This window comes from Paenibacillus sp. OAE614 (assembly GCF_040546645.1).
In the GTDB taxonomy this organism is placed as follows: Bacteria; Bacillota; Bacilli; order Paenibacillales; family Paenibacillaceae; genus Paenibacillus_AQ; species Paenibacillus_AQ favisporus.
Window position 1 is genome coordinate 2248694 of the sequence record NZ_JBEPOD010000001.1, and the last position, 14176, is coordinate 2262869.

Below are 14176 nucleotides of genomic sequence, written 5' to 3' on the forward strand. Positions count from 1 at the left end.
TGCCCTCTTGCCATTTTTTGAAGCCGTTACCGGCGTATTTGTGCTGCCGATACACGGCTTTTTAAGTGTCCCTTGGAAAACCTGGCCATACCGATGGCTGGTTTATCCCAGCTGTTTTTCCGCCGCATCCACCGTGTGCTTCAGCAGCATGGCAATGGTTACCGGTCCGACGCCCGCAGGGACGGGGGTAATGGCGCTCGCTTTTTCCAGACATGCCTCATAATCAACGTCCCCGACATTGCCTTCATTGTATCCTGCGTCCAGAATGACAGCGCCGTCCTGAATCCAGTCTCCCTGAATGAATTTCGGTTTGCCTACTGCGGCAACAACGATCTCTGCTTGGGACACGATATCACCAAGGCCTTTCGTTCTCGAATGGCAGATCGTGACCGTGGCATTGCGGTATAGCAGCATCAGCGAGACGGGCTTACCGAGAATCGGGCTGCGGCCGACAACAACAGCGTGCTTGCCTTCTACAGGAATCCGGTAATAATCCAGGATGGCGATGATGGCCGCCGGGGTACAGGAAGGATAGGCAGCAAAGCCGAAAGCGTTCTGCGCGAATCCCAGCGTGGTGACGCCGTCGACGTCCTTTTCAATGGCGATCGCGTCGAATGCGGCTCTTTCATCAATCTGATGGGGAACCGGATGCTGCAGCAGAATTCCGTGAACGTTCGGGTCGGCGTTAAGCTTTTGGATTTCAAAGATGAGCTCCTCGGTCGTCGTCCCCGCATCCAGTGTGATTTTTAACGATTCCATCCCGAGCCGTCTGCAGGCATTGCCTTTCATGCGCACGTATGTGGCCGATGCCGGGTCGTCGCCTACCAAAATGGTCGCCAGGCAGGGGGTAATCCCTTGCTCGGACAGCCGTTTCACCCTGCTAACCAAGCCGTCCTTAATGTCCTGCGCCACGCGCGCTCCGTCCAAAATCAGCGTTTGTTCTGTCATTGTCTGCATCTCCTTTAAATCATGGTAAGGTCCAGAAAAACATAAAGAGGCAAGGGGAAATTCCCCTTACCTCTGCCCAGGCGTACGGCTGTTTATATCCATGTGCTCCCTCATGGTTCATCCCATGTTTCCGCCAGTCGCACACAGTCCATCTATGTAGAATGATACCTTATTGTGCTTACGGGCACAATGGGGAGTTTTGAGAATGATGCTTATGTGCTGCCGTTTCTTTTAAACACGATGTAATCCATTTTTGTCTCAACCAGCACCATCAGCTGCTGCGCCATATAAGACGCCGTGTATTTAAAATCAACCTCTGCCCAGTGCATAATGACCCCCACCGTGGCCGACATCCGGTAGCTCAGCATGATTTCGTAGTCGATCGGCGGCTCGGTCGGTTCCATTTCGATATGCATGTCCTTCCGCATCGACTCCCTGAGCCTGTCGTACATGTTCATCGCCAGCTTTCCGCGTTCGACTCGCGATAAGGCCAGGAACACATCTTTATGCTGCTCGATATGTTCAAACAAGCGCAGCCCCGAGGGATAGGTCATCGAGGCTTCAATTCGCTCCAGGCCATCATACGGCTCGACGAGCAGTTCGGCGATGCCATGCAGAAACTCGTCGTGGATTTCCTTGAGCAGGTCTTCCTTGCTGACGAAATGCTTGTAAAAGGTGCCCCGGTTATAGTCTGCGCGGGCCGCGATGTCCATAATAGTCACCGAATCGAAGCCTTTATCGAGAATTAAGGAAACGAGTGCGGATTTGAGCGCCTGCCGGGTTCTTCTGGCTCTGCGGTCAAGAACTTGTTCGTCTGTCAAATGCAATCTGCCTCCAGCTTGTCGTTTCTCCTATTATAACGCAAGTTGGGCTGCCGCCAAAACGCAGAACATCATCAACAAAAAGAAGGTAAATGTTCAAGATTGTCATGGTTCGGTGACATACGGCTTCAACCTGTTGGATAGATGACATTATTTCATAATATGATTATTGTGTGAACAATTAATAAGGGTGTAACCTATACATGTAGCAGATATGAGCTTTAAAGCCCATACAGCAATTTTATAAACTTTGTTGAAAAGGAAGCGATTCAGTCATGAGTCAAACACAAACGAAAACTGCAGTCATTACCGGCGCGGCCGGCGGAATCGGGAAAGAGCTGGCACGGCGTTTGGCCGAGCGCAAGCTGAACCTCGTCCTGGTCGATTTGAAGGAAGATGCGGTCAAGAGCGTCGTTGAGGAGCTTGGCCTAAACGATACCAATTCACTGGCAATCGCTGCCGACGTATCCAAAGAGCAGGACGTGCAGAACTATGTGAACCGTGCTGTTGAAAAATTCGGCACCATCGATTACTTTGCGAACAATGCAGGGATTGAGGGTCCTACCGGGCTGATCGAAGAGCAATCCGTTGAAGCGCTTGATCTGGTATATAACGTCAACGTCCGTGGGGTGTTCCTGGGACTGCATTATGTTATTCCAGTTATGAAAAAGCAGAATTCCGGCGCAATATTGAATACGTCTTCGCTTGCAGGCCTGATGGGCGCGCCAGGAGTGGCCCCATACATTATGTCCAAGCATGCCGTGATCGGCTTGACGCGCGTTGCTGCCAACGAGCTGGCTTCGCTGGGCATCCGGGTTAACGCGGTTCTGCCTGGAACGATCAACACCCGGATGATGCGGCAGATTGAGGCGAACTCCGGCAATGCGGAAGCGTACAAAGCCGCCAATGAATCGGCTACGCCAATGGGCCGTTACGGTGAGCCGGAAGAAGTAGCAGCGGTAATGAACTTCCTCCTCTCCGACGAAGCTTCATTCGTGACAGGATCCCTCTACACGGTAGACGGCGGGATGGTCGGTCAGTAATCACGACAACTGGATTCGTCCAAAAAAAGAGGAACAAATGTTCCGGTAATTTATTGACAACCGTGTGAAATAGCGATATAGTGGGTTCAACATAGTTAATGGAAGCGGGAGAAGCACCCTGCAGGAAAGGCGTCATGCCTTACTTGCAGGGTGCTTTTTTTGTCCATTCATTATGAATTTTGATGATTTGGGGGAGAGATGAAGATGTCGTATGTAAAAGTTTTATGGAAAAACAGCTTGGTGACGGTTTTATGCTGTACGGTCGCATTGTTTATGTTAGGTCCGTTGAGGGCGGAAGCCGCATCGGACAGTGCTTGGGATGCCGCTTTGCAGAGTATTGGCGTGCTTCATGACAGCTATAAGGCGCTGGATGAGGCCAACAAGCTGAAGAAGCAGCAGATTCAAGTGCTCCGGAAACAGAATGATGACCGGTTAAAGTCTGTCAATGCGAAGGTGCAGGGGATCGACAAAGCCAAGATCGACAAGCTGAAATCCGAAGCCGATCAGGCCCAGAAGAAATATCAGCCGCTGCTCAATGAATATACAGACCTTGGGAAGAAGGCGGCGGATGCGAAAAAGCGCAAGGACCAGAAGGCCGCGCTTCAGTACGATCTGAAGCGCAACCAGATCAAGGCCTCGGCAAGTGCGGCCCGTGCGGAAATCAAGAGCCGTAAGGATGCGCTCGCTGCCGCCAAGAAAGAAGCCTCGGCCAAAGCGAAGGCGGTGAAGGATACGTTGGCGCAAGTCCAAACGTTAAAGAAGCAGGTGACTGCCGAGAATAAGAAGATTACGGCAGCGAACAGTACCCGGAGCGCGTCGGACAAGCGGTATAAAGCTGCAGTCAAGCTCGGGAACGCGATCACAGCCACGGCTGAGCTGACCGTGATGTATAAGGAGCTTGGTAAAATCAGCGCCTCTCTCAATCAAATTTACCAATGGGAGAAGCAGATCGATTCCGTCATCCGGACTGCGGAAACCAAGCTCCCCAAGTCTTGAAGGACAAGCGTGATATGTCCTTGTGAAGTACTTTTCGATTAGGGGAACTACTCCTTTTTCTCCGGTTCGGGTGCTGCGGCCGGCTGCCAAAGGATAACATGCCGGGTTTTGCTCCATTTTTCATAGAACAGCTGAGGCTCCTTCTTGAATACGCAGATGACGACATGAATAAAGAAGGCGGTATTCATGGCGAACACAATGAGTCCCAGAATCATGCGAAGGATCGGCGGAACGGTGTCAAGGGAGCCGGCCAGAACCCGGTTGGCTCCAAAAAACAGCCAGTAGAGGATTCCATATCGAACCACAAGCGATTTAAGGGAGATTCGCTCCCCTCCATCGGCAAGACGGATGCGGACAAGCCATTTGCCGGGAGTCAGTCCTCCAGTCAGCCAAGGTACCAGCATGAAATACAGTCCTGTCGCAACCCAGAAGGAAGCCGGTACATGCAGAATATGCAGAATGCCAAGCAGGATCGCCCAGACGATCCCGTCCGCCATAAAAGCGATTCCCCGCCGCGTATAGGTCACCCGTTTGGCGGCCCGGTCGATATTGGCATCCAAATGCTCAATGCGGGGAAGAAGGCCGGATAACCATTCGGCTGCCAAGAATCCAAGCAAACCGCCGAGCGTGTTAGTGATCAGGTCATCTACGTCGAATACCCGGTACGGGTGATCGTAGAACCCGAATATTCCGGTGAGCTGGGTCGTCTCAAACAGAAGCGACAGCAAAAACGACAGCAGAATGGAAAGTTTCCATCCCGTCCGGAAATAATAACGGAGGATCATACCGAACGGAACGGTAAGAAACACGTTGAACACCACTTGAAGGAAGGCGCGTTCCGTAATCAGCCGCAGGTACGTCGAGGGCTGCGATGACACGACGGACGTTTCTTTCAGGATGTCGTGAATGAAATTCAGCGGCACCAGCTGAAGCGCCCCTCCGGCCATGGCGGGATTGTGCCGTGAAGACGGCAGCGGAAGGATGACCAGAAACAATGCGTTGAGCAGGTACAGCAGAAACAGGTACAGCACAAACGCCCTGATTTTATGGATATAACCGTGTCTGCGGTACTGGACGACCATGAAGGGAATGGTAAAAAATAGTGCCGCAAAGGGAAAAGACAGAAATGCATATGAGATTGGAAATACATACGAATGAAACACGACTAAACTGCACCGCCTTAATTTCTTTATGTTTTCTTTCAGCCTTGCCATCGGTTGAATGTACATCATAGCACAAGTATGATCGGTTTCTGGTTAAATTTTGTTTAAAAATCATAAAGAATCGTGAAGCAAATGCAGAAAATTCGGCTAAATTTCTATCAGGATGCTTAAGCAAAATGTTATACTTGAACTTATGGTTTTTGTTCTAATACAACAAGATTCAGCAGGAGGATATTTGATGTCACAACCAGATGGGGTTTCATTGCAGAAAAAATTAAAACCAAGGCATATCAGCTTGATGGCTATGGGCGGAGTCATCGGCACCGGCATCTTCAAAGGTAGTGCCGAAACGATCGGTCTGGCCGGACCGGGCGTCATTATCTCTTACGTCTTCGCCGGGCTGCTGCTGCTCGTCGTCATGGGAGCCATGGCGGAAATGGCTACGGTTTACCCGGGTAAAAACATGAAGGACTTCGTCCGTGAGGCCTTTGGCGAGAGAGTATCCTTTATTATGGGGTGGATGTACTGCTTCCTGTGGCTTTCCGTGTGCGTCATTGAGATTATAGCGGCCGGCAGCTTTTTGCAGTATTGGTTTCCCGGGGTACCGTTATGGTTGCTTAGTCTAGCCAGCGCGGCCTTCATTATTCTGATTAATCTGATGAGCGTGGGAAGCTTCGGCGAGTTCGAATTTTGGCTGGCGGGGATCAAAATCGCCATGATTATCGTCTTTATCGTTTTAGGGACATGCTTGATCTTCGGGATCATTCCGAGCGGCAACACGCCGTATCTGCATAACTACTCGGCGGCCGGAGGATTTCTGCCCAACGGATGGACGTCCATCTTTTCCGCTTTGCTTGTGGTCATGTTTTCCTACGGGGGCTCGGAACTGATCGGTTTGACATTGACGGAAACGGAAAACAGCGAAAAGGTGCTGCCCAAAGTGGTACGCAATTTTATTTTGCGGATCATATTATTTTTCACGCTGCCGATCCTCGTGATATGCGGGCTGATTCCCTGGAACCAGCTTGGCCCCGAGTCGAGTCCGTTTGTCCAGGTACTGACTGCGACCGGCTTGTCCGGAGCGGCGGATCTCATGAATTTTATTCTGGTTACAGCAGTGCTGTCCGCAGCCAATTCGGGAATTTACGGAGCATCACGCATGCTTCACTCCATGGCTGCAGCCGGCGAAGCATCGCCGGCTCTCGCCCGCACGAACCGGAGGGGTATCCCGGTAAATACGCTGTTATTGTGTGCTGTGATTTTGATATTGGGATCCATGCTGGGCATGTTTGCGCAGGATCAGTTGTTCCGCGTGTTAATGGCTGTTCCGGGATTTTGCGTCCTGCTGGTCTGGATTTGCATCTCCCTTGCACAAATCAAGCTGCGGAAGTCGTATCCGGTGGAGCCATCCTTTAAGGTTTGGGGGTACCCATATGTTACGTCCGCCGTCGTGGCCTGCTTGGCGGTGATCGCGGCCATGTTTTTATTCGATGCGCAGAACCGGCTTAGTATCGGCGTATGCATCGCCGTACTTATCGTGCTGATCATTTGGTCGATGATCCGGTTTTCCAGGGCTGGAGGAAGAAGCAAGTAAGTGAAAGAAAGCGAATGATGCGCTTTTCATGCGGTTTGCTCCTGTCTCGTAAGACCCATCCCATTTGATATTTTTATCAAGACTATCGAATTTATTGAAACCTGAAGCCGCCTCCGTCCGTCTAAGATGGTAACGGAGGTGCAGCATGAAGAATACGATTAAAATCAGTTCGATTCTGCTGGCGCTGGCTATAGCTGTTGCGGTAACCGCATGCAGTGACAAACAGGAAACGGCGCCGGGTACGCCGCCAGACCACATGGATGAGCAGAACAATCCGTCAACCCAGCCCGGGAATGCTGAACAGGTACCGTCCGTGAAGGAAGGGACCGGAACGTATACCGGCCAGGCTGATCCGCATACGGTGGAGATTGTGGTTGACGGCAAGCCTACCGCTTTTCAGCTGGGTGACGGGCTGGATCAAGCGGTAGCCGATTTGCAGGAGCAGGACCAAGTCCAATTCAAATACGAGGAAAAGGCTATTGAAGGCGAGGATACGCTAAAGCAGCTCGTACTGACCGAAATTAAAAAATCGGACAGCGCGCAAGGAGCAGGCCAAGGTGGCGAAGGCGACACATCAGGCAAGGATTCATCTTCCAGTGCTTCGGCCGGCGGCCAATCTGATTCAGGAGACTCTAAATCATCCGCAAACAGCGGTAATGTAAGTAAGCGCCCTGCCGAGGGCAAGCTGGAGGTCACCTTGGAAGGCAACGACGAAGTGCGGCCTGCCAAGCTTGTTCATGCAGAAGGGTATTCGCTGTATATTCCCGAACAGTTCTCTTTTGATGCGGGCAAGCATCTGCTGTATATGAACATTGACCACGAGTACTCGGTCCGTATTGAGAAGCTGCCTGTAGACTTCAACTTGGACCAGCTGGAACTGCAAGGGAAGAAAGAGCTTAAGCCGTATGGCGAAATCAAGAAGCTTGGGGCGGCAGACCTTACCGGTCCGATGAAGGATGCTCTTATTTTTTTGACGGCATTCGATTCTTCGGGAACCCATGAATTTATCGTGAAGAAGCTTGACGGCAGCGGATTTGTTTTTCATGTCACACAGCCGCAGAGGGAAGCTTCTGAAGGTTTTGGACCACTGGCGTTTGCAGCGCTGAATTCGATCGAAAACGAATAGCTTTCAAACTGAAATTACCGTTGTTTGCACGGGGATTTGCTGGAATAAGAAGAGAAAAACCGCCATCTGGCGGTTTTTTTCGCTTACGGTTTATTGTTGTCGGCAGAACGCCGGGAACCGGCTGACCCAGGCCACGCAGTGCGAATAACAAGCTCTGCGATGAGAAGCAGCAAAGGAATCGTAATAAACACGCTGATCCGGTAGCTGACCGGATAAGGACTTCCGGCAAGCGTGCGGATCGTCCACGTGAGGACGTGGACAACCAGGTTTGTAAAACAGAAAGCATAGCTGCGAACCATCCACTTCCGGTGGCTGGCCATTTGCTTTTTCCGGATCTGTATTACGGAGATCACCGTGAATGCCGGCCATAGCATCGTTAACAGGTTAAACGCAATGCTGACCGACCTTCCTCCCGTGGCGACCGGTGCCATATAACCTGAGGTGAGGCCAACCAGCATGACGCAGATGACATATAAATATCCGTTGAACCGGTGGAATATTACGTGTCTGATCCGGATCCGTGCTGCGAAGTTGATGGCCCCGTAGATCATGGCCAAGCAGGCCAATCCGGCATGAATCCTCATGACGATCAGCCACAGCTTAGGGTTCAGGGGATGGTTCAGGTCGGTTTTGAAACCGAGGAAAGCCGAAGCTTGTGGATCCTGAATGATCTGTACATAGGCGACGTATAAAATAAAGGCAGTGATGACCAGCAGCATCAGGGCATAATAGCGCTTGCTTTTTGACATGGCAAAATACTCCGCTCCGTTTGGAGATAATGTTCGAAACGCGGCAGCACAGTGGTGGCCGAACTTCGTTCGGAAATTTATGCTATAGGAAAACGCCTTTGCTTGCAACGCATGTTTGGTGTCGTTTTTGTGACGGATTGGATTTTATTAGAAAAATAATATTTGACAGATGAGTACAGAATTGAGTAATCTAAGAATCAATCCAATCAAACCTACGAAAGGGATGCCTAAACATGAGTAAAAGTGGTAGACCCCGTGAGTTCAAAGACACAGCCGTCATCGATGCCGCTGTGGAGGTGTTTTGGTCACAGGGATATGGGGCCTGCTCAACAGACGATTTATGCAAGGAAACCGGTCTCGGCAGAGGAAGCTTGTACAATGCCTTTGGCAGCAAGCATGAGCTGTACGAACAGGCGCTGATCCGATACCATCAGGTGGGGATCGAGACCCAATTGGACATTCTGCGCAAAGACGCTCCGGTGAAGGAGCGGCTGCGTGAGCTGCTGGAATGGGAAATCCGAGAGGGCTCGGCAGCCAAGGACCGTGGATGTTTGCTTATTAACGCGTCGGTAGAGCGGGGAAAGTCTGACCCGACTGTTGAGCGGATCTTCAAACAGCATGTGGCGCTGCTGGAGCAGGCTCTCGAGAAAACGATTCGCGAAGGGCAGTCCGCCGACGAAATTTCCCGTGAACGGGATACATCGGAGCTGACGGCTCTGTTCCTCAGCTGCTGTTATGGCCTGCGTGTGATTTATCCGGGGACCATGAACCGTGCGTTGGCCCGGCAAATTATTGACGGCACGCTTGCGGCCATTTTTTAGCAGAATCCCTGGGAGTCAGAGATTTATTTAATCTATCATATAGTCTATCTAAATCATTGTTTGCTGTTGTGTTCGTATTCGAGCTGCCGCTTTGCGCTGGACGATATTCACGCGATGGACGCGGCTGTGTTTTTTGAATAATTTTGTACTAGTTGTTACAAAAGTGGGACGTAAAATGAGCCGCAAAGTTATAACCATTGAAAAATGGAGGTGAGGCATAAGTAAAGACGGGAGCAAGGTGGAGATATAGAGAACTCACAAAGGAAATACAGTGAGGATAAAGATGAGATTCAGGGGAGCTTTCGAGTAGATTCCGAAGAGTTGTAGAGGAGATGCAGAGAAAATATAAAGAAAATACAGAGGAGGATTCCTAGGTGACATGCCTGGAGAGATCCCTGTGTCTAATTTTGTACTGAATGTTACAAAATAATTAATAAAGGAGCTGTTTACATTGCCGCTTGCGATTTATGTACTGGGATTGATGATTTTTTCCATGACGACTTCCGAATTTATGGTGGCGGGGATCATGCCGTCGCTATCAGAGGAGTTTGGCGTATCTGTCGCCGCCATCGGATATCTGATATCCGCTTATGCTGCGGGGATGATTATCGGCGGGCCTCTATTGACAGTCGGATTGTTAAAAGTGCCGCGCAAAAAAGCCTTCCTGGCATTGTCCACCGTGTTTCTGATCGGGCAGACCTTGGGAGCGCTGGCTCCGAACTATGAGCTTATGATGGCTGCCCGGATTATTACCGGAGTTGCCTCGTCGGCCTGCTTCGGCGTGGCCATCGCGATTGCACTCACCTTGGTCCGCCCGGAAGCAAGCGGCCGTGCTGCCTCCATTGTCCTTGGCGGGTTGATGGTCGCAACCGCTGTCGGGCTGCCCGCCGCCATGCTGTTCGACCAGTATCTCGGCTGGCGGGCGAGCTTCTGGGCCGTCGTCTTCCTTGTGCTGATTTCGGGAATAATGGGTCTCCTGCTGATCCCGAAATCACCTAAGGAAGAGGCTGAATCGCTCAGTCTCCGCGGCGAACTCGCTGCATTCTTGAACCGGCATTTATGGGCGGCCTTCGCAACCAGCATGCTGATCATCGGGGCGACGTTTGCGGCATTCAGTTACTTTTCACCGATACTTACCGATGTAGCGGGCTTTAGCGAATCCATGGTGCCGCTCCTGCTCGGGGTGTATGGAGTAGCGACGGTCATCGGCAACACCATCACCGGCAGACTGGCCGACCGGTACATGATGCCGATTCTGACCATCGGCCTAGTCGTGCTTACGGGCGCGCTGATCTTGTTCGGCTTATTTGCCGCACACCAGGTCGTTGCGGTTATCGCCGTCATCGTGATCGGTCTGGTTGGTGTCTCTATGAATCCTCCCATGGTGACCCGAGTGGCCAGAGCTTCGAACGGTGGCTCGCTCGTCAATACGTTCCACGTCTCGGTCGTCAATTTCGGCATTGTCGTCGGTTCCACCATTGGCGGGCTCACGATCGATCATGGCTACGGCCTGGCATCACCGTTGTGGGTTGGTGCGGTTCTGGCCGTGCTTGGCCTGCTGTCGCTGATTCCATATTTGAAAAAGACTCCGGCTCCAGCTGATTCCGCAGCAGTTCCGGAAAAAACCTGTGCGTAAGAGTGAAGAACTGGTCCGGTTACGTTGTCTGAGCCTGCAGGTTCCTGCTTCCATCGTTCCTACCCGCTTCAACCATTTCCATTTATGCCATGAACGGCTACAATAAGGGAAGAGCGAGCACCCGTGATCGTATCTAATTCATATCCAAAGGAGAACCCGTAATTCATGGCAACGATTCGAGAGCTTCTGACGGAAGCGGATCTGCAGGAGGCCGAGCGCAGGAAGCTTCCCATACGCGTGTTTAAAGATGACCATTTGATCGATCCAGATACGCGGATCATCCGGTTCACCGACTCCACGGTGATTACCCAGTCCGGTGTGAGTGATGTTACTTACCACTCGCGTAAAGAATGCCAATTTTATGAGATCCGCAAATAGATCCGATTATACTGCCTGATAAACGCTTAGGCAGAGCCGCCGGTGCTCTGCTCAGGCGTTTGTTTTTTTTGGCATCAACCACCCATAGACCGAAATATATATAGCCATGCCGGAATTGATATTATCTTTCGTCTTCAAGCCGCTATAAGATAAAAGTACCGGTCCGGGTTTACAGGCAGGTTGCAGGATCTGCGGAAATTTATGAATATGGGGAGAGATCTAGAAATGGAACAATCACACTTGAATATTGGAATCATCCTTGGCAGCACTAGGGAAGGGCGGGTCAGCCCGCAGGTCGGAGCATGGCTCAAGGAGCTGGCCGACGGGCGTGGAGATGCGGAGTACCACCTGATCGATTTGGCGGATTATCCGCTGCCGTTCCTCGGACATCCCGGCGGAGAGGACGCCATCCAAAACTGGGCCGCGGTCATCGGCCGCATGGACGGATTCGTGTTCGTCACCGCGGAGTATAATCATAGCATTTCCGGTGTACTGAAAAATGCGATCGACCTGGTTCGGGATGAGTGGGGGAATAAAGCGGCAGGCATCGTGAGCTACGGGTCCACTGGAGGCGCCCGGGCGGCCGAGCATCTGCGCGGCATTCTTGGGGAGCTGAACGTGGCGGATGTCCGCATTCACCCGACGCTGTCGCTCTTTACCGATTTCGAAAGCTTTAGAACCTTCAAGCCGGCCGAGCTGCATCATAAAAATGTCAACGGCATGCTGGATCAAGTGATTGCCTGGTCCACGGCATTAAAGACGATACGGGCATAAATCGATTGGATATGTTGAAAAACGCACGGAGGAAGCGATTGGACGCTGCCTGAGTGCGTTTTTTGTTGTATCCCCGAGGGTTAAAGGAATTCGCCGAGCTCAGGTGGTCATGGAGTATTGGGTGCCGGGAACATGGAGATCGACTTGCTGCGGACGGCTTACAGCTGATTCTGGGGAATCACGAACAGCCAAGCTGGGCTTACGGCGACTTCCTAACCAACTCGATAAAATCGCCGAGTGCCCGGGAGATCCACTTCTTCGGATGGGTCATCAGCTGCAGGCTGAGTCGCAGATCGGGATGACTGAACGGAAGTGGGGCGAGCAGCCCTCTGCGGATTTCATCGTCTGCCGCCATGCGAGGCAAGAGGGAGATTCCTGATCCCGTCATGACGCAGCGTTTGATCGCTTCGGGGTTTCCCAGCTCCAAGCCGAGCCGGCATGGGATTCCATGCTGCTTCAGAAGCTTCTCCAGCATCACCCGGTAATTACAGGTTTCTTCCGGCAGAATCCACTCGGCATCGTACAGATCTTGAAGACGGATGATCTCTCGATCTGCTAGTGGATGTCCTGGTCCTGCAATGAGAACGAGCGGTTCCTCGCGGACCGTCTGCCAGTGAAGCGCCGGATCCTCCGGTTCGTTATCGAGAATCAAGCCGATGTCCAAATCTCCCTCTTTGACCCTCTGGACGAGAAGGTCCTCCCGGTCCGTCCATAATCGGATGGACAATCCTTCGTACTGCTTGCGCAGCTGCTGGATCAGCGGGGGGAGAAAGTAAGCGGCGAGTGAATCCATCGTTCCGACGGAGATCGTGCCGCCTCCCTCGGTCCGAAGCTTCTCCTTCGATTCATCGAACAAATCAAGCATTTGTACCGTAAGCTTAAGCAGCTCTTCCCCGGAGGAGGTCAGCCGAACCCCCTTGCCGAAACGTTCGAACAGCTGCGTATCGTATGCTTTCTCCAGCTTCTGTATTTGCGCCGTTACACTCGACTGCGCATATCCCAGCTCTTCGGCCGCCCGGGTAAAGCTTTTGCGGTGCGCGACCTCGCGAAAGGTATGAAAGTACGTTAGGTCCATGCTATTCATCTCCATGGTATCAATATTATCGATGATGCTCATCAACTATTATAGATAACACTGATAATAATTCCTATGCTAAATTAGAGGCACAACCTATAGAGGAGGTCATCAAAAATGATCGGAAGAGATGAACTGCATGGCGTTTTGGTTCCTGTGGTCACGCCATTTTTGCCAAGCGGAGAGCTTGATTTAGCATCATACACCCGTTACGTGGAAAAGCTGGCTGAGCATCATATCAATGGCTTGATCATAAACGGGACGACTGGAGAGGCCCCGACGGTACGCTGGGACGAAGTCGTACAGCTCACCCGGGTCACGCAGCAGATTTTGAAAGAAAAGCAGCGAAGCACCCCGGTGATCATCGGAACGGGAACCAACGACACGTTGACGACCGTGCAGCGGACGGAGCAGGCTGCCGCCTTGGGGGCGGATGCCGTCCTCGTTGTGGTTCCCTATTACAGTAAACCGTCGCAAGAAGGGATCATCGAGCATTTTCGCCGGGTGACGGAAGTCGGGGTACCGGTTATAGCTTATGAGATCCCTGCCCGTACCGGGGTCCGCTTAACGATGCATACGGCCAAAACCATTATGGAGATGGAAGGTGTGATCGGAATGAAAGACAGCTCCGACGGCCTGGAACTGGTTACGGAGTTGACTCGTCAAGATGCGGGGGCGGTATTATGCGGTGACGACCTGTACTACCATGCCAAGCTCAGCCAAGGGGCGAGCGGGGGAATTCTGGCTTCGGCCAACTTGTACACAGATATCTTTATTGAGGTCCATGACCTGGTGCAAAACGGGATGGTCATGGAAGGCAAACGATCTTTTGACCGTGTTGTCCCGCTCATTCGCAAACTGTTCCAGGAACCGAATCCCGCTCCGATCAAATGGGTGCTGGCTAATCAGGGTGTGATTGCTTCAGATCACCTTCGGCTGCCGATGACACGCATATCCCAGCCGCTCCAGAATGAACTGGCCCAACTGCTGACAGGAATCGAAGCAGCGCATAACGAATACAACGGACGTTAGCAAGAAGGCGGCCTACATCC

The 14176-nt window shown here is 51.8% G+C and carries 14 protein-coding genes and 1 riboswitch; of the genes, 9 read left to right on the forward strand and 5 right to left on the reverse strand.

The window, feature by feature from the left end:
• Positions 1 to 102: 102 nt before the first annotated feature.
• Entirely contained in the window at positions 103 to 948 is an 846-nt protein-coding gene (locus tag ABIE48_RS10620; RefSeq protein ID WP_192714598.1) for a bifunctional 5,10-methylenetetrahydrofolate dehydrogenase/5,10-methenyltetrahydrofolate cyclohydrolase, read from the reverse strand.
• 67 nt (positions 949 to 1015) lie between these two features.
• Positions 1016 to 1099: riboswitch (ZMP/ZTP riboswitch) on the reverse strand.
• A gap of 61 nt (positions 1100 to 1160) precedes the next feature.
• Entirely contained in the window at positions 1161 to 1769 is a 609-nt protein-coding gene (locus ABIE48_RS10625) for a TetR/AcrR family transcriptional regulator (protein ID WP_192714597.1), read from the reverse strand.
• A gap of 275 nt (positions 1770 to 2044) precedes the next feature.
• On the opposite strand from ABIE48_RS10625, the gene ABIE48_RS10630 reads away from it, so the two are divergent.
• Entirely contained in the window at positions 2045 to 2812 is a 768-nt protein-coding gene (locus tag ABIE48_RS10630; RefSeq protein ID WP_145021263.1) for an SDR family NAD(P)-dependent oxidoreductase, read from the forward strand.
• A gap of 204 nt (positions 2813 to 3016) precedes the next feature.
• Complete coding sequence (locus ABIE48_RS10635; RefSeq protein ID WP_260869210.1) at positions 3017 to 3808, forward strand: hypothetical protein; 792 nt, start codon at positions 3017 to 3019, stop codon at positions 3806 to 3808.
• A gap of 47 nt (positions 3809 to 3855) precedes the next feature.
• On the opposite strand, the gene ABIE48_RS10640 is transcribed toward ABIE48_RS10635, so the two are convergent.
• A complete protein-coding gene (locus ABIE48_RS10640) occupies positions 3856 to 4971 on the reverse strand; it encodes a VanZ family protein (protein WP_145021258.1) in 1116 nt (371 codons plus the stop codon).
• A gap of 238 nt (positions 4972 to 5209) precedes the next feature.
• On the opposite strand from ABIE48_RS10640, the gene ABIE48_RS10645 reads away from it, so the two are divergent.
• Complete coding sequence (locus ABIE48_RS10645) at positions 5210 to 6565, forward strand: amino acid permease (RefSeq protein ID WP_145021255.1); 1356 nt, start codon at positions 5210 to 5212, stop codon at positions 6563 to 6565.
• A gap of 145 nt (positions 6566 to 6710) precedes the next feature.
• Positions 6711 to 7691 carry a hypothetical protein gene (locus tag ABIE48_RS10650; protein ID WP_145021252.1) on the forward strand — a complete coding sequence of 327 codons (981 nt, stop codon included), beginning with the start codon at positions 6711 to 6713 and terminating at the stop codon, positions 7689 to 7691.
• An 83-nt stretch (positions 7692 to 7774) separates the two neighbouring features.
• On the opposite strand, the gene ABIE48_RS10655 is transcribed toward ABIE48_RS10650, so the two are convergent.
• Positions 7775 to 8440, reverse strand: coding sequence for a DUF2306 domain-containing protein (locus ABIE48_RS10655; protein WP_192714596.1), 666 nt, complete (start codon positions 8438 to 8440; stop codon positions 7775 to 7777).
• Between the two features lie 233 nt (positions 8441 to 8673).
• On the opposite strand from ABIE48_RS10655, the gene ABIE48_RS10660 reads away from it, so the two are divergent.
• From ABIE48_RS10660 to ABIE48_RS10675, 4 genes are all read left to right on the forward strand, one after another.
• Entirely contained in the window at positions 8674 to 9261 is a 588-nt protein-coding gene (locus ABIE48_RS10660) for a TetR/AcrR family transcriptional regulator (RefSeq protein ID WP_145021246.1), read from the forward strand.
• A gap of 451 nt (positions 9262 to 9712) precedes the next feature.
• Positions 9713 to 10897 (forward strand): MFS transporter, encoded by a 1185-nt coding sequence (locus tag ABIE48_RS10665; RefSeq protein ID WP_192714595.1) that lies wholly within the window; start codon positions 9713 to 9715, stop codon positions 10895 to 10897.
• 165 nt (positions 10898 to 11062) lie between these two features.
• The gene (locus ABIE48_RS10670; protein ID WP_145021240.1) at positions 11063 to 11275 is read left to right on the forward strand and encodes a hypothetical protein; all 213 of its coding nucleotides are present in this window, start codon (positions 11063 to 11065) and stop codon (positions 11273 to 11275) included.
• 225 nt (positions 11276 to 11500) lie between these two features.
• Positions 11501 to 12049, forward strand: a complete 549-nt coding sequence (locus ABIE48_RS10675) for an NADPH-dependent FMN reductase (RefSeq protein WP_145021237.1) — start codon at positions 11501 to 11503, stop codon at positions 12047 to 12049.
• Between the two features lie 199 nt (positions 12050 to 12248).
• Here the strand turns inward: ABIE48_RS10675 and ABIE48_RS10680 are convergent, their stop codons facing one another.
• Positions 12249 to 13124, reverse strand: a complete 876-nt coding sequence (locus ABIE48_RS10680; protein WP_145023087.1) for a LysR family transcriptional regulator — start codon at positions 13122 to 13124, stop codon at positions 12249 to 12251.
• Positions 13125 to 13241: 117 nt separating this feature from the next.
• Here ABIE48_RS10680 and dapA point away from each other — a divergent pair, with 117 nt between their 5' ends.
• Positions 13242 to 14156 carry a 4-hydroxy-tetrahydrodipicolinate synthase gene (gene dapA / locus ABIE48_RS10685; RefSeq protein ID WP_192714594.1) on the forward strand — a complete coding sequence of 305 codons (915 nt, stop codon included), beginning with the start codon at positions 13242 to 13244 and terminating at the stop codon, positions 14154 to 14156.
• Positions 14157 to 14176: the final 20 nt, after the last annotated feature.

What these genes read in the sequence shown, in the direction of transcription:
- ABIE48_RS10620 (WP_192714598.1), bottom strand. Translation starts at nt 948, where the DNA reads ATGACAGAACAAACGCTGATTTTGGACGGAGCGCGCGTGGCGCAGGAC.
- ABIE48_RS10630 (WP_145021263.1), top strand. Translation starts at nt 2,045, where the DNA reads ATGAGTCAAACACAAACGAAAACTGCAGTCATTACCGGCGCGGCCGGC.
- ABIE48_RS10635 (WP_260869210.1), top strand. Translation starts at nt 3,017, where the DNA reads ATGTCGTATGTAAAAGTTTTATGGAAAAACAGCTTGGTGACGGTTTTA.
- ABIE48_RS10645 (WP_145021255.1), top strand. Translation starts at nt 5,210, where the DNA reads ATGTCACAACCAGATGGGGTTTCATTGCAGAAAAAATTAAAACCAAGG.
- ABIE48_RS10650 (WP_145021252.1), top strand. Translation starts at nt 6,711, where the DNA reads ATGAAGAATACGATTAAAATCAGTTCGATTCTGCTGGCGCTGGCTATA.
- ABIE48_RS10655 (WP_192714596.1), bottom strand. Translation starts at nt 8,440, where the DNA reads ATGTCAAAAAGCAAGCGCTATTATGCCCTGATGCTGCTGGTCATCACT.
- ABIE48_RS10660 (WP_145021246.1), top strand. Translation starts at nt 8,674, where the DNA reads ATGAGTAAAAGTGGTAGACCCCGTGAGTTCAAAGACACAGCCGTCATC.
- ABIE48_RS10670 (WP_145021240.1), top strand. Translation starts at nt 11,063, where the DNA reads ATGGCAACGATTCGAGAGCTTCTGACGGAAGCGGATCTGCAGGAGGCC.
- ABIE48_RS10675 (WP_145021237.1), top strand. Translation starts at nt 11,501, where the DNA reads ATGGAACAATCACACTTGAATATTGGAATCATCCTTGGCAGCACTAGG.
- ABIE48_RS10680 (WP_145023087.1), bottom strand. Translation starts at nt 13,124, where the DNA reads ATGGACCTAACGTACTTTCATACCTTTCGCGAGGTCGCGCACCGCAAA.
- dapA (WP_192714594.1), top strand. Translation starts at nt 13,242, where the DNA reads ATGATCGGAAGAGATGAACTGCATGGCGTTTTGGTTCCTGTGGTCACG.